Source organism: Pseudonocardia halophobica (genome assembly GCF_027922425.1).
Lineage (GTDB): Bacteria > Actinomycetota > Actinomycetes > Mycobacteriales > Pseudonocardiaceae > Pseudonocardia > Pseudonocardia halophobica.
Genome location: NZ_BSFQ01000024.1, coordinates 18797 through 35324 on the forward strand (window position 1 = coordinate 18797; position 16528 = coordinate 35324).

General features: G+C 73.9%; 13 protein-coding genes. 2 read left to right on the top strand and 11 right to left on the bottom strand.

The window, feature by feature from the left end:
* Positions 1 to 282 carry a MoaD/ThiS family protein gene (locus PKE99_RS24090; protein WP_156067756.1) on the top strand — a complete coding sequence of 94 codons (282 nt, stop codon included), beginning with the start codon at positions 1 to 3 and terminating at the stop codon, positions 280 to 282.
* Between the two features lie 240 nt (positions 283 to 522).
* Here PKE99_RS24090 and PKE99_RS24095 read toward each other — a convergent pair whose 3' ends face one another.
* From PKE99_RS24095 to mftF, 6 genes are all read right to left on the bottom strand, one after another.
* Entirely contained in the window at positions 523 to 1560 is a 1038-nt protein-coding gene (locus PKE99_RS24095) for a P1 family peptidase (protein WP_037048780.1), read from the bottom strand.
* 506 nt (positions 1561 to 2066) lie between these two features.
* On the bottom strand, positions 2067 to 2789 hold the full coding sequence (locus PKE99_RS24100) for an SRPBCC family protein (protein WP_037048779.1): 723 nt from the start codon (positions 2787 to 2789) through the stop codon (positions 2067 to 2069).
* A 121-nt stretch (positions 2790 to 2910) separates the two neighbouring features.
* On the bottom strand, positions 2911 to 3762 hold the full coding sequence (locus PKE99_RS24105; protein WP_037048777.1) for an FAD binding domain-containing protein: 852 nt from the start codon (positions 3760 to 3762) through the stop codon (positions 2911 to 2913).
* Positions 3759 to 6245, bottom strand: coding sequence for a xanthine dehydrogenase family protein molybdopterin-binding subunit (locus PKE99_RS24110; RefSeq protein ID WP_037048774.1), 2487 nt, complete (start codon positions 6243 to 6245; stop codon positions 3759 to 3761). The genes PKE99_RS24105 and PKE99_RS24110 overlap by 4 nt, the downstream gene beginning before the upstream one ends.
* A 3-nt stretch (positions 6246 to 6248) precedes the next feature.
* Positions 6249 to 6761 (bottom strand): (2Fe-2S)-binding protein, encoded by a 513-nt coding sequence (locus PKE99_RS24115; protein WP_037048771.1) that lies wholly within the window; start codon positions 6759 to 6761, stop codon positions 6249 to 6251.
* 276 nt (positions 6762 to 7037) lie between these two features.
* Positions 7038 to 8468 (bottom strand): mycofactocin biosynthesis glycosyltransferase MftF, encoded by a 1431-nt coding sequence (gene mftF / locus PKE99_RS24120; protein ID WP_231498305.1) that lies wholly within the window; start codon positions 8466 to 8468, stop codon positions 7038 to 7040.
* Between the two features lie 62 nt (positions 8469 to 8530).
* Here mftF and PKE99_RS24125 point away from each other — a divergent pair, with 62 nt between their 5' ends.
* Positions 8531 to 9682, top strand: coding sequence for an alkaline phosphatase family protein (locus PKE99_RS24125; RefSeq protein WP_197040730.1), 1152 nt, complete (start codon positions 8531 to 8533; stop codon positions 9680 to 9682).
* Here PKE99_RS24125 and PKE99_RS24130 read toward each other — a convergent pair.
* The 5 genes from PKE99_RS24130 to mftC all read right to left on the bottom strand — a co-directional run bounded on the left by PKE99_RS24130 (position 9669) and on the right by mftC (position 16519).
* Positions 9669 to 10088 carry a hypothetical protein gene (locus PKE99_RS24130; RefSeq protein ID WP_051737780.1) on the bottom strand — a complete coding sequence of 140 codons (420 nt, stop codon included), beginning with the start codon at positions 10086 to 10088 and terminating at the stop codon, positions 9669 to 9671. The two genes, PKE99_RS24125 and PKE99_RS24130, sit on opposite strands and share 14 nt — an antisense overlap.
* Positions 10089 to 10194: 106 nt before the next feature.
* On the bottom strand, positions 10195 to 10944 hold the full coding sequence (gene mftE / locus PKE99_RS24135; RefSeq protein ID WP_051737779.1) for a mycofactocin biosynthesis peptidyl-dipeptidase MftE: 750 nt from the start codon (positions 10942 to 10944) through the stop codon (positions 10195 to 10197).
* A gap of 22 nt (positions 10945 to 10966) precedes the next feature.
* Complete coding sequence (locus PKE99_RS24140; RefSeq protein ID WP_037048763.1) at positions 10967 to 12832, bottom strand: mycofactocin system FadH/OYE family oxidoreductase 2; 1866 nt, start codon at positions 12830 to 12832, stop codon at positions 10967 to 10969.
* Positions 12832 to 15231, bottom strand: coding sequence for an oxidoreductase (locus PKE99_RS24145; protein ID WP_051737778.1), 2400 nt, complete (start codon positions 15229 to 15231; stop codon positions 12832 to 12834). Before PKE99_RS24145 ends, PKE99_RS24140 begins: the two co-directional genes overlap by 1 nt.
* 64 nt (positions 15232 to 15295) lie before the next feature.
* Positions 15296 to 16519 carry a mycofactocin radical SAM maturase gene (gene mftC, locus PKE99_RS24150; protein WP_051737777.1) on the bottom strand — a complete coding sequence of 408 codons (1224 nt, stop codon included), beginning with the start codon at positions 16517 to 16519 and terminating at the stop codon, positions 15296 to 15298.
* Between the last annotated feature and the right edge of the window lie 9 nt (positions 16520 to 16528).

The following is a 16528-nucleotide window of genomic DNA, read 5'->3' on the forward strand; positions in this document are numbered from 1 at the left end:
ATGGGTCCGGTGACCACCACCACCGCAGTGCGGACCGTGACGGTCCGGTACTTCGCGGCCGCGAAGGCGGCCGCCGGCCGGGACACCGAGTCCGTCGAGGTGCCGGACGGGACCACCGTCGCGGCCCTCGGCGACACGCTCGCCGAGCGGCACGGCCCCGAGTTCGCCCGGGTGCTCGCCCGCTGCTCCTACCTCGTCGACGAGGTCGCCGTCCGCGACCCGCAGCGGGTCCTGCCCGAGGCCGCCGTCGTCGACGTGCTGCCGCCCTTCGCCGGCGGCTGAGCACCCGCCCCACCTCCGGGTGTCGCCCGTGGCCGTCGCGAAGCAGGCGACGACGGCCCGCCGCAAGGCCGGTCCACCCGCTGCCTCGTCAGCGGCGGGGTCTCGGGCCCGAGCCGGCCGACCCCGATCCGGCGCTCACTGCGGCGTCCCTGCGCACGTCCGCCGCAGGCCGAATGATCGTTCTTGCTCACCGAGGGCCCTCGGAGCGGTCCGTCCGGCTGCGCGACCGTGGACCGTCCCTCAGCGCGCTCCGCCCGCGGGATCGCCGACCCCGGTCACGCTGCGGTAGGAGGGCCACGAGCCGCCCCGCGTGGTGACCGGGGTCGCGGCCAGGACCGCGTGCACCACGGCACGGGCGACGACGTCGGCGGCCGCGGCGTGCAAGGCGTACAGCGCCTCGGGGCCCGGGGCCTCGCGGTCGCCGGTGGCCAGGGCGAAGATCGCGTCGCCGTCCATCGCGGTGTGCACGGGGTCGAGGGAACGGGCGTAGCCGTCGTGCGCGACCGTCGCCAGCCGCCCGCAGCCCGCCTTGTCCAGCGTCGCGTCCGTCGCGACCACCGCGAGCGAGGTCGCCGTGGCCGGGGTCAGTGTGCGGCGCCGGCGGAACACGGCCGCCAGCTCGTCGACCGCCTCCGGCGCGACCTCGACGTCGGGGAACTCGCCGGGCAGCCCGTGCCGGGCCCCGAGCAGCCGCCCGGTGGGGCCGTGCACCGGCGAGCCCGTCGCGTTGACCGCCACGAGCGCGGCGACCGTGGTGCCGTCGTCGAGAACCGCGCTGGCGGAGCCGATCCCGCCCTTCAGGCCACCGGCCGTCGCGCCAGTGCCCGCGCCGACCGCACCCTGCAGGACGGGGCCGGAGGTCGCCCTGTCGTAGGCCGCGGCCCCGGTCTCCGCGGTCGGCCGGGCGGTGAACCGGCCGCCCCGGCCGAGGTCGAACAGCACCGCGGCCGGCACGATCGGGACGACGCCGCCGGGGACCGGGAAGCCCTCGCCCGCCGCCTCCAGCCGGTCCATCACCCCCTGCGCCGCGGCCAGCCCGTAGGCGCTCCCACCCGAGAGCACGACGGCGTGCACGCGTTGCACGGAGTTGCCGGGGGCGAGGAGGTCCGTCTCCCGCGTGCCCGGCGCGGCCCCGCGGACGTCCACCCCGGCCGTCGCACCCCCGCGCGGGCAGCGCACCACCGTGGTGCCGCTCAGCGCGTCCTCCCCGGTTACCGCCGCGTGGCCGACCAGGATCCCGGGGATGTCGGTGATCGCGTTGTGCGCGCCGGCGTGCATGCGCCGATCCTCGCACTCAGCCGTCATGCTCCACACGCACATTCCTTGATCATCGTTCCGGTGCGTTGACGGTCCGTGCACCACCTTCAGCGGACGGAGACAACGATCACCGAGCACCTCACGGCACTAGCGCGGCTGACGGTGGGCCGGTCCGCCGTCAGCGCACTGGAACGATGACCACCGCAGGGCGCCTTCCTGAGCTGCGTCCCTTGATCGCCGCTTCAGTGCACTGGGGGCCAGCCGCACTGCCGCGAGCGCACGGAGACAGCGATCAACAGGCACGCCCTCACCGGGCCGCATCCCTTTGATCACCATTCCGGTGCGCTGAAGGTCGGCCGCGCCGCCATAAGCGCACGAGAACGACGATCACTGGGCCGCTCACCGCCCCCGACTCCCCCTTGATCGCCGGTTGCCTCGCCTCAAGAGCCCCTCACCGTGGGATCCCGAGAACGCCGAGGGCCGGCGACCCTTGTGGGTCGCCGGCCCTCGGGCCCGTCAGGCCGCGATCAGCTCTTCCGCAGGGCGCGGATGATCAGGAAGATCGCGAGCAGCACACCCAGCCCGCCCGCGACCGGGACGAGCCGCTTCACGATCGGCGCGCCCGCGGTGTCGAGCAGGTCGATGGCGTCGACGCTGCTCTTCATCGGGGCCGGCTTGCTGGCGGCCGGGGTGTCGGTCGGCTTCGGGAGCTCCCCGGCGACCCCACCGGCGGTCGGCGTGGCCGGGGCAGCCGTGGTCGCCGGGGTGACCGGCTCGGCCGCGGCGGGGGCCTGGGCCTCGTGCTTCTCGGTCAGCTTGTCGGCGAGGCACGACGAGAACTGGCCGATGATCTTGTCGGCGACGTCCGAGATCACACCGCGGCCGAACTGGGCCGGGCGGCCGGTGATGGTCATGTCGGTGACCATCGTGACCTCGGTCTTGTCCGGGCCGTCGGCCTTCATGGTGCCGGTGACCTTGGCGGCGGCGGTGCCGTTGCCGCGCGAGTCACGCCCGGTGGCGTCGATGACGACCTTGTGGTTCGCGTCGTCCCGCTCGATGTAGGTGCCCTTGCCCTTGTACGTCAGCGAGATCGGCCCCAGCTTCACCTTCACCGTGCCGGTGAAGGAGTCGCCCGTGTACTCCGTCAGCGTGGCGCCGGGGAAGCAGGGGGCGACGGTCTCCGGGTTGTTCAGGGCCGCCCAGGCGTCCGCGATGGGCGCCGCGATCGTGAACTTGTTCTCCAGCTGCATGACTTCCAGTCTCCTCGTCGGCGAGCCGCGCCCGGCGGGTGCGGGCGGGCTCCTGGTAGGAGAAACGGCGGGACGCCTGCCCGGGTGCCCGGGCAGGCGTCCAGCCGTTCTCGCGAATGCCTCAGCCGGCGGCGGCCAGCACCGCCCGGCCGGTGAGCACCTTGGCCAGGTGTTCACGGTAGTCGGCCGCGGCATCGGCGTCACTCGGAGCCGCAGTGCCCTCCGTCGCGTGTTCGGCGGCGGCGCGGACCGAGTCCGCCGTCGCGGGCTGGCCGACGAGCGCCTGCTCGACTCCGGTGGCCCGGATCGGCGTGGTGCCCATGTTGGTCAGGCCGATGCGGGCCTCCGCGACGGAGCCGCCCTCGACCCGCAGCGCGGCGGCGACGGCGACCATCGACCAGGCCTGCGCGGTGCGGTTGAACTTCTCGTAGTGCGTGCTCCAGCCGGTGTACTTCGGGAACCGCACCTGCGTGAGGATCTCGCCCTCGCCGATCGCGGTGGTGAAGTAGTCGACGAAGAACTCGGTCGCCGGGACCGTGCGGGTCCCGGAGGACCCGGCGATCACGAACTCGGCGTCGAGCGCCAGGGCGACCGCGCCCAGGTCGCCGGCCGGGTCGGCGTGCGCCAGCGCCCCGCCGAGGGTGCCGCGGTGGCGGACCTGCGGGTCCGCCACGGTCGCGGTGGCCTGCGACAGCAGCGTGACGTGCTGCTTGACCAGGTCGTCGCGCATCACGTCGTGGTGCGGGGCCATGGCGCCGATGGCGATCCGGTCCCCGTCCTCGCTGATCTGGCGCAGCTCGGCGATGCCGCCCAGGTCGATGACGACCGACGGCGCGGCGAGCCGGAGCCGGAGGACCGGCAGCAGGCTCTGCCCGCCGGCCAGGATCTTGGCGTCGTCCCCGCCCTGCTGGAGCGCGCTGACGGCCTCCTCGACCGTCGACGGCCGGACGTAGTCGAACTTGGCGGGGATCACTGGACCTCTCCCTGCGGGTTGTTGGGGTCGATGGAGCCGAGGCCCGCACCCGGCGAGTGGGTGTCGATGGGCGTCTCCTGGGTGGAGCGGCCCTTCGCCTCCTGGATGGCGCGCCACACGCGCTGCGCGGTGCAGGGCATCTCGACCTGCTCGACGCCGAGGTACCGGACCGCGTCGATGACACCGTTGACGATGGCCGGGGTCGAGGCGATCGTGCCGGCCTCGCCGACACCCTTCACCCCGAGGGGGTTGGACGTCGCCGGTGTCTCCGTGCGGGCGGTGGTGAAGCTCGGCAGATCTGCGGCGGACGGCAGGGTGTAGTCCACGAAGGTGCCGTTGACCAGCGTGCCCTGCTCGTCGTAGTTGGCCTCCTCGAACAGAGCCTGCGCGATGCCCTGCGCGAGACCGCCGTGCACCTGGCCCTCGACGATCAGCGGGTTGACGACGTTGCCGATGTCGTCGACACACACGTAGTGCCGGATCGAGACCTTGCCGGTCTCGGTGTCCACCTCCATGGCCGCAAGGTGCGTGCCGTGGGGGTAGGAGAAGTTCTCCGGGTCGAACGTGTACTCGGCGTCGAGCGACGGTTCCACACCGTCCGGCAGGTCGTGCGCCAGGAACGTTGCGAACGCGACCTCCTGGATCGTCACGCCCTTCTCCGTGCCCTTCACCGAGAAGCGGCCCGACCCGAACTCCAGGTCGTCCTCCGAGGCCTCCAGCATGTGCGCCGCGATGATCTTGGCCTTCTCGATGACCTTGTCCGCGCACTTCACCACAGCGGTGCCACCGACGGGCAAGGAGCGCGAGCCGTAGGTGTCGAGCCCCTTCGGCGCGATCTGCGTGTCGCCGTGCAGCACTTCGATGTCCTCGAAGGCCACCCCGAGCCGATCGGCCACGATCTGGCTCCACGCCGTCTCGTGCCCCTGACCGTGAGCCGAGGACCCGGTGACCACCTCGACCTTGCCGGTGGCGAGCATCCGGATGCTGGCGTGCTCCCACCCACCGGCGCCGGCCCCGAGCGACCCCAGGACGCGTGACGGCGCGAGACCGCACATCTCGGTGAAGACCGAGATGCCGATCCCGAGCTGGATCGGGTCGTTGTTGCGGCGCCGCTCCTCCTGCTCGCGTCGGAGGGCGTCGTAGTCGAAGAGCTCCTTCGCCTTCTTCGTCGCGGCCTCGTAGTTGCCCGAGTCGTAGGTCAGGCCGCCCGCCTGCGTGTACGGGAACTCGTCGTGCTTGATCCAGTTCTGCTCGCGCAGCTCCAGCGGGTCCCGGCCCAGCTCGGTGGCGAGCTCGTCGATGATCCGCTCCGCGGCGAAGGTCACCTCCGGTCGCCCGGCGCCGCGGTATGCGTCGACCGGGGTCTTGTTGGTGAAGATCTCGTGGCAGACGAAGGAGTAGGCCGGAACCTTGTAGATCGCGGGGCCGATGAAGGCGCCGAGGACCGGCACCGCAGGAGTGAAGATGCCGAAGTAGGCACCCATGTCCGCGGTCAGCTCCATCTTGAGCGCGGTGATGGTGCCATCCTTCTTCGCGGCGACCGTGATGTCTTGGATCTGGTCGCGGCCGTGGTGGGCCGCGACCAGGGACTCCGAACGGGTCTCGGTCCACTTGGCCGGCTTGCCCAGCTTGCGGGCGACCAGCAGGGTGAGGATCTCCTCGGGGCAGATCTGCAGCTTGCCGCCGAAGCCGCCGCCGACGTCCGGGGCGATCACACGGACCTTCTGCTCAGGAAGGCCGAGGACCACGCCGAGCATCGTCCGCAGGATGTGCGGTACCTGCGTCGCCGAGTACATGACGATCTGCTCGCCGGTGGGGTCGACCACGGTGGAGCGCGGCTCCATGAACGCGGGGATGAGCCGCTGCTGCCGCCACCGCCGCTTCACCACGACCGAGTCGGGGTCGTTCTCGGCAGCGGCGATGACCGCGTCGGCGGGCTCGCCGGTGGTCGCTCCGGCGGCGGCCGAGTCGAACTCGAACGTGACCCACTTGTTCTTGCCGAAGTCCGGGTGGACGATCGGCGATCCCTCCTGCTGGGCGGCCTCCATGTCGAGCACCGGGTCGAGCGGGTCGATGTCGACCTCGATCAACTCGCTCGCGTCCTTGGCGGATGCGGCGTCCCGAGCCACGACGATCGCCACGATCTCGCCCGCGAACCGCACCGTGTCGACTGCGATGGAGACGTGTCGGGGGATCGGGTCGTCGGCGTTGACCGGGATCGCGGTGGGGAGCCCGCCCTGCTCGGCGTCGAAGTCCTCGCCTGTGTAGACGGCGAAGACGCCCGGCGCCTTCTTGGCCTCGCTCGTGTCGATGCTGACGATGCGCCCGTGGGCGAAGGTGCTGCGCACGAACGCGATGTGCAGCATCCCCGGCAGGGCGATGTTGTCGGTCCAGCGGGTCCGGCCGGTGATGAGGCGGGCGTCTTCCTTGCGGGTCCGCGCGCGGCCGAGCTCGGACGCAGTGGGTTCGGCGGTGGTCGTCATCTCTCAGTCTCCTGCAACCGGGGCGGGCGTCTCGGTCGGGGCGGACGCGCCCGGCTTCATGGCCTGTGCGGCGGACTGGACTGCGCGCACGATGTTCTGGTATCCGGTGCAGCGGCAGAGGTTGCCCTCGATGCCCTCGCGCACCTCGCCCTCGTCAGGGTCGGGGTTGTCTCCCAGGAGGTCGACCGCGGCCATGATCATTCCAGGCGTGCAGAAGCCGCACTGGAGGGCGTGGCACTCGTTGAAGGCCTTCTGCACCGGGTGCAACTGGCCGTCTCTCGCGAGACCCTCGATCGTCGTGACCTCGCCGCCGTTCGCCTGGACTGCCAGGACCGAACAGGACTTCACGCTCTGCCCATTGAGGTGCACTGTGCAGGCGCCACAATTGCTCGTGTCGCAACCGATGACCGTGCCCGTTTTGCCGAGCCGTTCCCTGAGGTACTGGACCAGCAACATGCGGGGCTCCACCTCGTCGGCGTAGTTCACGCCGTCGACGGTGACCCGGACCTCTGCCATGAGTCTCTCTCCCAACCGCGGTGGTGGTCGCGTCCTCCGGGAGAGCCACCGGTGGCCGGTGCGCTCTCGGGCCGCCCACAGATCTGTGGCGGCGAGCACATCACACTCCCGATCTTCATGCGGTGCAAGGCACCTGAGGTCCCCTCTCAGCAGCAGAGAGAGGCCCACCGCACACGTTTCCGCACTCGCGGATCGTCTCGCACGACCGCTCCGCAGCCGCGGTGGTTCCACGCAAGACCAATCACCCGTCCGGACCAGTCCTGTCGGGGGGTGGGGTCACTTCCGACCGGGTGAGACGGGCCGGAGCGCGGCCGTGTCGCGGGCCTTCCAGGCCCCCCACCAGAGGCCCGCGCCGTAGGCCAGGTCGTCCAGCCGATGGGCGACCAGGTGGGTCACGGGGTCCGGGCGGACGGCCGGGTCGTGCCGGCGATGGGTCCACCAGTCGCCCAGCCCCTCGGCGACGGCGGCGAGCAGCACCGCGCGCCGGATGCGGCGGGAGAAGGGCAGCACGGCCGCGGCGACCGGCCAGTGGTGGCGCAGCAGCGCGTTCGCGACCTGCAGCCCGGCGCCGGAGAGCCCGAGACCGGCCAGCCTCGCGGCCGAGACCCGCGGCTGTTCGAGCCGGGAGAGCTTGCGGGACAACCGTTCCGCGGCCACCCCGGTGACGACCGCGACGACCGGCACCGACCAGCGGCGCTGGGCCAGCAGCGCCGCGCACGCCGCCGCGGTCCACGGGCTGAGCACCATCGGCGGGACCGCGCCGCGGTGCCGGCGGGCGAGCGGCGCGGCTCCGGTGCCGTAGTAGGCCTTGCGCAGCCACCACGCGCGCGGCGACGTCCGGTGGTCGTGCGCGACCCGGGCGGCCGGCTCGTAGCGCAGCCGGCGGCCGTCGGCGTGCAGCCGCAGCACGAGGTCGACGTCCTCGGCCACGTGCATCTCCTCGTCGAAGCCCGCGCCGACCGCGTCGCGGCGGACGAGCATCGCGGCGCTCGGCACGTAGGCGACGCGGCTGCGCGGCACGATCAGCGCCGGGTCGAGGCCGAGGTCCAGGCTGGAGCGCACGGCCTCGTAGCGCGCGATCGGGCCGCGCACGGGGTGCAGCGCGACGATCCGCGGGGCCACCAGCGCCACCGCGGGGTCGGCGAGGTGCGCCAGCAGCGGGTCGAGCCAGCCCTCCTGCGGCACCACGTCGGAGTCCAGGAACATCACCAGCGGTGTGGTGGCCGCGGCCAGCCCGGCGTTGCGCGCCGCGGCCGGGCCGCGCGGGGTCTCGTGCCGGATCACGCGGCCGTGCGCGGCCTTGACCGTCGCGGCGAGGCCCTCGGGGTCCGACCCGCCGTCGTCGACCACGACCAGGCCGCCGAGGTCGGCGGGCAGGGTGCCCAGCAGCCGGTCGAGCGGGCGGTCCTTCACCGGGACGACGACGGTGACCTCGCCCCGCCCGGGGCCGCCGGGGATCGGGTGGGCCGGGTGGGCGAAGCCGGAGTCGAGCAGCGTGCGGGCCAGGGCGCGCGAGGTCGGGTCGGCGACGGTCATCGCGTCGCCGTCGCCGAGGACGGCCTGCGCCCGCGGGGTCAGGTGGACGAGCTTCGGCGGCGCCCCGCCGAGCAGCGCCGATCCGCCGTCCCGGCCGGCCAGCCGGCGGACCCGGCGGTCCAGCACCACGCGCATCCCGTCCGGCAGCGGTCCCGGCCTCGTCGCACCCACCCCGGAATCCAAACACGCGGGAGCGGTCCCGGCGCCGCCCCGTGACGTGGGACCCTCACGCCGTGTCCTCCGGTGATCCGCTGCTCCCCCGGTACGGCGAGCGCTCGCTGGCCGAGGTGTTCCCCGCCGTCCTCGCCGCGCTGGGCGTGCCGGGCCCCACGCCCGCGATCACGCTGCCGCCGGTGCGCGCGGCCGCGGTCCTGCTGGTCGACGGGCTGGGCGCCGAGCTGCTCCGGGCCCACGCCGCCGACGCCCCGTTCCTCGCCTCGCTCGGGGGCGAGCCGCTGACCGTCGGGTTCCCGTCGAGCACCTCGATCAGCATCACCTCGCTCGGCACCGGGCTGCCGCCGGGCGGGCACGGGGTGGTCGGGATCAGCTTCCGGGCCTGCGGGGACGCGCTGCTCGACTCCCTCAAGTGGACGACCTACGGCGAGCCCGAGCCCGCGGACCTGCGCGAGACCCTGCCGCCAGAGCAGGTGCAGCCCGCGCCCACGGCGTTGGAGAGGGCCGCGGCCGACGGCGTGCGGGTCACCTCGGTGGGCCCGCGGGCCTTCCGCGGCTCGGGCCTCACCCGGGCGGCGCTGCGCGGCGGCCAGTACCGCGGCGTGCTGGCGCTCGGCGACCTCGCCGCCGAGGTCGTCGACGCGCTCGCCGGGCCGGGACGGCGGCTCTGCTACGGCTACCACGCCGACCTCGACACCCTCGGCCACGTGCACGGCCCCGGCTCCACCGCCTGGCGCTACCAGCTGCGGCAGATCGACCGGCTCGCCGCGACGATCGCCGACCAGCTGCCGCCGGACGCGCTGCTCGCCGTCACCGGCGACCACGGCATGGTGCAGGTGACCCGCCGCTACGACGCCGACCAGCTCGCCCCGCTGCGGCTGGGCGTCCGGCTGCTCGGCGGGGATCCCCGGGCCCGGCACGTCTACGTCCAGGAGGGCGCGCTCGACGAGGTCCGCGCCGCCTGGCAGGAGACGTTGGGCGACGACGCCTGGATCGTCACCCGGGACGAGGCGGTGGCCGCGGACTGGTTCGGCCCGCTCGAGCCGCACGTCGCCGAGCGGATCGGGGACCTCGTCGTGGCGCTGCGGGGGTCGGCGGGAGTGGTGCGGACGGTCGCCGAGCCCGTCCTCGCCGGCCTGCCCGGCCAGCACGGCTCGCTGACCGCGGAGGAGCAGCTGGTGCCGCTGCTGGTGGCGACTACCGCGCGGTGAGGCGGTCGAGGTCGAGGGGGACCGGCACGCCGCTCACCTCGGTCGTGACCTGTCCGCGGTGCTCGCCCGCGAGTTCGTAGTCGCCGTCGACCAGGACGTACGCGGTCAGGACGGTCGGATCGGCGAGGTCGACGATCCGCGTGCGGGTCACGATCACGTCGGGCGCCCTGGTGGTCAGGGGCGCGGCCTCGAGCAGCACCTCGACATCGACCAGCGGGATCAGCTCGTGAGGCAACGCGTCGTCGAGACCGGCCGCCAGACGCGCACTGGCCCGTTGCTGCCTCGACACGGGCTTCGCCGCCATGACCAGCATGCCCTCGCTCAGCTCGAGCCGGAACTCGTCGCTCTCCGGCAGCGCTTCCCACTCCGCGAGCGTGAGCGGGTGGCTCGGCCACGACAGGGTCATCGCACGTCTCCTTCCTGGAACCATGATGGCAGCCGGGACCGACGATCAGGGGCACGCGGCCGGATCGGGCGCGTGGAGCCGCGGGACGTTCACCAGCGCGAACGGGTCAGCTCCCGAAGGCCAGACGCCCGGTCCCCTCGTCGGCCTCCCACCGTGCGACGGCGGCGGCGAGCGCGTCGGTCATCGCGGCGAGCAGGGCCTCGCCCTCCTCGGCGGAGGCACCGCGCGGGTCGCCGAGGATGCCGTTGGGGCTCACCCCGGCCACGCCCTTCTCCCGCATCTCCGGCAGCAGCTCGCGCAGCGGGGCGGTCGCGCCGGGTTCGCGCTCGGCGCCGACCCGGGCTCCGAGCGCGAGCATCAGCGAGGTCTCGGTGCGGCCGGCGTGCGCGTCGCCGCGGACGCCCGGCGCCACGCACGGCACCCACGCGGCGTCACGGCCCTCGTACCGCAGCAGCCGGACGGCCTCGACCAGGGTGCGGACGTTGCCGCCGTGGCCGTTGACGAACACGAGCCGGGCCGCCCAGCGGCAGGCCGAGCGGCCGAGCTCCACCAGCACGGCCCGCAGCGCCTCGTGCCCGATCGACACGGTCCCGGGGAATCCCTCGTGCTCCCCCGCCGCCCCGTAGGCCACCGCGGGCGCCAGCACCAGATCGGGGTCGCGCTGCTCCATCCGGGTGGCGACGTGCTCGGCCACGCGCACATCCGTCGTCAAGGGCAGATGGGGCCCGTGCTGCTCGACCGACCCCACCGGGACGACCAGTGTCCGGGGTGGACCGTCCGCGAGGACCGTCCACGTGAGCTCGTCGGCCCTCACCGCTGACCTGCGACGACGGAGTTGTCCACAGTGTGGGTCCACAGGTGGATACCACTCTCAGGTTTCACAGGTTCACCGCCAGCCGCTCGCCGTCGCGCAGCGCGGCGTCCATCCGCCGCGGGGCCAGGCAGTCACCGATCCGGTGGACCCCGGACCGGTGACGCAGCGTGGACCACAGGACGTCGTCGGGCTCGGCGGCGACCGCCTGGACCACGGCGTCGACCTCCCTCGTCTCGATCCTCCCGGTGGGATGGTGCACCAGCGTCGCCCGGCCCGGCTCGACGGCCGTCACGAGCCGGTCCGTGCTGAGCCGGATGCCGGCGGCGTGCGCCCGGCGGCGGAAGCCCTCGCGGTCGAGCGTCAGGCCGAGGTCCTGGCCGACCACCATGCCCGGGGTCACGATCTCCACGGCACAGCCGCGCGCGGCCAGCAGCTCGGCCACCGAGGTGGCGTGGTGGAACCCCAGCTCGTCGACGACGAGCACGGAGCCGGTGGGCGCGGCGCTGCCGTCGAGCACGTCCCGGACGTCGAGCGTGCCGGGCCGGCGGGCGGGCCGCGCCCCCGTGGCGAGGACGACGACGTCGGCGCTCCCGAGGTCCCCCGGCTCCCCGTGCACGATCTCCACCCCGGCACGGTCGCACTCGGCCACGAGGTCGCGGACGACGTGGGCGAGCTCCCCGCGCCCGGGCGCGAGGGCGGCGAGGGCGAGCTGGCCGCCGAGGCGGTCGCGCTCGTAGAGGGTCACCCGGTGTCCACGGGCGGCGGCGGTCGCGGCGGCACGCAGCCCGGCCGGCCCGCCCCCGACCACGGTCACCCGGCGCGGTACGCCCGGGGCCGGCAGCAGGACGGCCTCGCGCCCGGCGCGCGGGTTGACCGCGCAGCCCAACGGCCGGTTCACCCCGACCCGGCCGACGCACTCCTGGTTGCAGCCCACGCACACCCGCGTCGGGCCGTCCGGGGCGGCGAAGTCCGGGGAGGCGATCTGTCCGCGCGCGACGCCGACGAGGTCGCAGTGCCCCTCGCCCAGCGCCTGCTCAGCCACGCCGGGCTCGGTGAACCGCCCCACCGCGACGACCGGGACCCGCACGGCCGCGCGGATGGCCGAGGGGATGAAGGTCGCGTAGTTGGCCGGCGTGTGCATGGAGGCCTCGATGAGGTGCAACGACGCCGTCGCCACGCCGATCGAGGTGTTGAGGTGGTCGACCTCGGCGGTCGCCTCGAGCAGGCGGGCCAGGGCGACGCCCTCGTCGAGCCCGATGCCGCCCTCGATGCCCTCCTCGCCGCCGAGCCGGACGCCGAGGACCCGGTCGCCCAGCTCCCGCCGGACCGCCGCGACGATCCGCAGGAGCAGCCGGGCGCGGTTCTCCAGCGGTCCGCCGTAGGCGTCGGTGCGGTGGTTCGTGGCGGGCGAGAGGAAGCAGCGGGCCAGGGAGGCGTGCGAGCACTGCAGCTCGACGCCGTCGAACCCGCCCTCGACGCAGTGCCGCGCGGTGCGGGCGTAGCCGGCCACGACCTCGTCGAGATCCGCCTCCGTCATCGCGACGGGGACCTCGCGGAACATCGGGTCGGGGACGGCGGAGGGGCCGCGGACGGGCTCGCGGGAGTACATCCCGGAGGACTGCGGCCCGTTGTGGTTGAGCTGGGCGAGCACGGCCGCGCCGTGGGCGTGCACGGCGTCGGTGAGCGCACGGTAGCCGGGCAGCACGGCGGGATCGTGGCCGCGGATCAGCTTCTCGTAGGGGCGGTCGTGCGGGTGGACCGAGTGTTCTTCGGTGATCACCAGCCCGGCGCCGCCCGCGGCCCGCGCGGCGTAGTACGCGGCGTGCTGCGGGGTGGGCAGGCCGTCCGCCGCGTAGCCGGTGAGGTGGGCGGTGAAGACGATCCGGTTCCGCAGGGTCAGCCGGCCGAGGCGCAGCGGTTCGTGCAGCATCACGACACCCGTGAGTGCGTACTGCCCGTAGAAGGGCTGTCGGCGCTCACGACCCCGGCTGAGCTGCGCAGATACTGCACCGCGCGCCGACCCTCCCGCACCGCCTCGTGCACGGTCCGGGGCGCCACGCAGTCCCCCGCCACCACCAACCGCGTGGACCCCCGCGAGTCGCGCTGGAGCCCTCCGCGAGTCGCGCTGTGAGCTTCCGCGAGTCGCGCTGTCGGCCCCCGCGAGTCGGGACTTCCGGCACCGCGAGTCGGGAGATCCGGCACCGCGAGTCGGGAGTTCGTGCACCGCGAGTCGGGCGCATCGACGTGACCGGCGCGCAGCAGCTCGGGGCGGCCGCGCCACAGATCGTCGTCGGGCAGGCGGTGGGCGCAGTCGATCACCACCGTGCTGGGGACCTCCCGGGCCGACCCGTGGTCGACGTCGGTGAGCAGCGCGGTCCCGCCCCCGACCGATCGGAGCCGCGCGAACAGCTCCCGTGCGACGCCCGCGCGCTCGAGCCGGCCGTTGGCGTCGGCGAGGTCGCCGGTGCGGGAGAGCTGTGTGCCGGCGACGGCGTCCGGGGTGACGAGCGCGCACGGCAGCCCGGCCGCGGCCACCTGCTCAGCGATTCCCACACCCGTCCAGTCGCCGATCGGGTCGTGCACGACGACGTGTGCGCCGGCGGGCAGCGCGGCGGCCGTCGCGTCGGGCGCGGGCGGGTCGGACGGGCGGCGGGGTCCGGCCGCGGCGAGCACCCCGGCCTCGAACTCGCCCGCCGGCAGCACGACGACGTCGGGTGCGGCGACGAAGGAGTGGGGCGACGGCACGGACCCGGTCGCGAGCACGACGTCGCCGGTCAGGTCGGCCGGACGTGCTTCGACGCCGAGCGCCACCTCCACGCCCAACCGGTCGAGCTCGCGCTCCCACCACTCGACGAGCAGCCCGAAGCGGGCGCGTCCGTGCACCACCGCCGCGTACCGCAGCGCGCCGCCGAGCTGCGGGGCCCGCTCCATCAGCCGGACCCGGTGGCCGTACAGCGCCGCCGTCCGGGCGGCCTCCAACCCGGCCGGACCCCCGCCGACGACGAGCAGGTCGTCCGCCCCGTCGACCGGCGCGAGCGGGAGCGGTGGGTCGAGGGTCTCGTGGCCCGACCGCGGCTCGGCCTCGTCGGTGATCAGCGGGTTGCGCGCGTCGCGGGCGCGGTGCTGGTTGGCGAGGGTGCAGGGGCGGATGCGTTCCGGCGTCCCGGCCCGGACGTGCGCGACGAGCCGAGGGTCGGCGATCTGCGCCCGCGTCATCTCGACGAGCGCGATCCCCTCGTCGAGCGCCGCCTCCGCCATCTCCGGGTCCACCACACTGCCCTGCAGCACGATCGGGACGCCGAGCCCGAGGAAGCTGCGGGCGAGGGGGCGGTTGAAACCTGGCGGGGTGTACAGGTCGGGCCGGGTCGCAGGGACGGTCAGCCCCGACCCGCGCACGGGCACGAGGTAGTCGACGAGCTGCGCGAGGCTCTCCGGCTCGCCCGGATCTGCCGACTCGCTGTCCCGGAACTGCCGACTCGCGGTGCCGGAACTCCCGACTCGCGGTGCCACATCTCCCGACTCGCGGTGCCGGAACTCCCGACTCGCGCTGCCACATCTCCCGACTCGCGGAAGCTCAGAGCCCGACTCGCGGGGGGCCACGGCGCGCCTCGCGGGATCGGAAACGTCGGCGATCGCGGCGGAGAACAGGGTGTGGGCGGAGGTGGGCGTGATGCCCGCCCAGGGGGCGAGCTCGTCGCAGCAGAGCCGCAGGCCCAGGACGTGGTGCGGGCCGAGTGCGGCACGCACCGCCCCGACGACCTCGCGGAGGAGCAGGGAGCGGTCCTCCCCGTAGGCGTCGGGGCGGTGGTTGGTCAGTCCGGACAGGAACTGCCGGAGCAGCGAGTGCTGGCCCGCCTGGATCTCGACCCCGTCGAGCCCCGCGGCCACGGCCTCCGCCGCGGCGGCCGCGAAGCCGGCGACGAGCGCGTCGATCTCCGGCTGTTCCATGGCCTGCGGGACCTCGCGGGACACGACGTCCGGCACCCGGGAGGCGCCCCAGAGCGCCCGCCCGGTGTAGGCGCCGGTGCTCTGCGAGCCGGCGTGCCCGAGCCCGGCGAGGACCAGCGCGTCGGGACAGGCGGTGCGGATCGCCCGCCACCCGTCGCCGCACGACGAGGCCAGCGGCGCCCGCTCGTAGGGCCAGTCCGACTCGTGCACCGACGCCGTCTCGGTGACGATCACCCCGCACCCGCCCGCGGCCCGCTCGGCGTAGTAGGCGACGTGCCGCTCGGAGAGGGCGCGCCCGCGGCCGAGGTTGGTGACGTGCGGCCCGAACAGGATCCGCGACGGCGCCGACCGGCCGCCGAGTTGCACAGGCGAGGTGAGCATCGGAAGGTGGGTCGCGCGGCGCCGGACCCGTCGTCCCCGGGTCCGGCGCCGGCGGTCTGTGGGGTTACGAGCCGGCGACCGGGAGCCGCAGGCCCGAGTCGGTCTCCGAGGCGCCCAGCCCGGCGAGCGGGCTGGTCTCGCAGGCCCGGTCGGGACGGCCCATGCTCAGCTGCAGCAGGACCGGCGACTTCTTGCCGAGCTTGGTCCGCGAGTGGTCGACCTCGGACTTCGGGATCACGTGGCCCTCACCGCGGGCCGCGAGGGCCTGCTCGCCGAACCCGCGCACGCACTCCGGGTCAGGCCCGTCGAGCGGGAGGCCGGTGAAGAACTTGGCCGCCATGCACCCGCCCTGGCAGGAGTCGTAGTGCATGCACGACGAGCAGGCGCCGCCGGTCTGCGGCTTGCGCAGCTCGGTGAACAGCTCCGAGCTCTCCCAGACCTTCTGGAACCCGCCCTCGTCCCGGACGTTGCCCGCGAGGAAGTTCTCGTGGATCGCGAACGGGCAGGCGTAGACGTCCCCGACCGGGTCGATCAGGCACACCACGCGCCCGGCGCCGCACAGGTTCAGCCCGGGCAGGGCCTCGCCGAACGCCGAGAGGTGGAAGAAGGAGTCCCCGGTGAGGACCTGGTCGCCGCGGTCGACCAGCCAGTCGTACATCTGCTTCTGCTGGCCGGGCAGCGGGTGCAGCTCGTCCCAGACGTCCGCACCGCGGCCGGACGGGCGCAGCCGCGTGATCCGCAGCTGGGCGCCGTACTTGTCCGCGATGGCCTTGAACTCGTCGAGCTGGTCGACGTTCTGCCGGGTCATGACGACCGAGATCTTCGGCTGCGCGAACCCGGCCTCGGCCAGGTTCTCCAGAGCGCGGATCGCCATGTCGTACGAGCCGGGGCCGCGGACGTAGTCGTTGACCTCCGGCGTCGCGCCGTCGATCGAGATCTGGATGTCGACGTAGTCGGTCGCCGCGAGCTGGGCGGCGCGCTTCTTGTCGATCTTCAGACCGTTGGTGGAGAACTTGACCCCGACGTTGTGGTCGATCGAGTAGTCCAGCAGCTCCCAGAAGTCCGGGCGCACCGTCGGCTCGCCGCCGCCGATGTTGATGTAGAAGACCTGCATCCGCTGCAGCTCGTCGATCACGCCCTTGGCCTCGGCGGTCGACAGCTCGCGCGGGTCCCGGCGGCCGGACGACGACAGGCAGTGGGCGCAGGACAGGTTGCAGGCGTAGGTGAGTTCCCACGTCAGGCAGATCGGCGAGTTGAGGCCGTACTGGAAGTGGTCGACCAGCTTCATCGGGGGCAC

Bases quoted from the DNA above. Each gene is read 5' to 3' on its own strand.
- PKE99_RS24100 (WP_037048779.1), bottom strand. From the start codon at position 2,789: ATGCAGCTGGAGAACAAGTTCACGATCGCGGCGCCCATCGCGGACGCC.
- PKE99_RS24110 (WP_037048774.1), bottom strand. From the start codon at position 6,245: ATGACGACCACCGCCGAACCCACTGCGTCCGAGCTCGGCCGCGCGCGG.
- PKE99_RS24090 (WP_156067756.1), top strand. From the start codon at position 1: ATGGGTCCGGTGACCACCACCACCGCAGTGCGGACCGTGACGGTCCGG.
- PKE99_RS24115 (WP_037048771.1), bottom strand. From the start codon at position 6,761: ATGGCAGAGGTCCGGGTCACCGTCGACGGCGTGAACTACGCCGACGAG.
- PKE99_RS24140 (WP_037048763.1), bottom strand. From the start codon at position 12,832: ATGCTGCACGAACCGCTGCGCCTCGGCCGGCTGACCCTGCGGAACCGG.
- PKE99_RS24130 (WP_051737780.1), bottom strand. From the start codon at position 10,088: ATGACCCTGTCGTGGCCGAGCCACCCGCTCACGCTCGCGGAGTGGGAA.
- PKE99_RS24145 (WP_051737778.1), bottom strand. From the start codon at position 15,231: ATGCTCACCTCGCCTGTGCAACTCGGCGGCCGGTCGGCGCCGTCGCGG.
- PKE99_RS24095 (WP_037048780.1), bottom strand. From the start codon at position 1,560: ATGCACGCCGGCGCGCACAACGCGATCACCGACATCCCCGGGATCCTG.
- mftC (WP_051737777.1), bottom strand. From the start codon at position 16,519: ATGAAGCTGGTCGACCACTTCCAGTACGGCCTCAACTCGCCGATCTGC.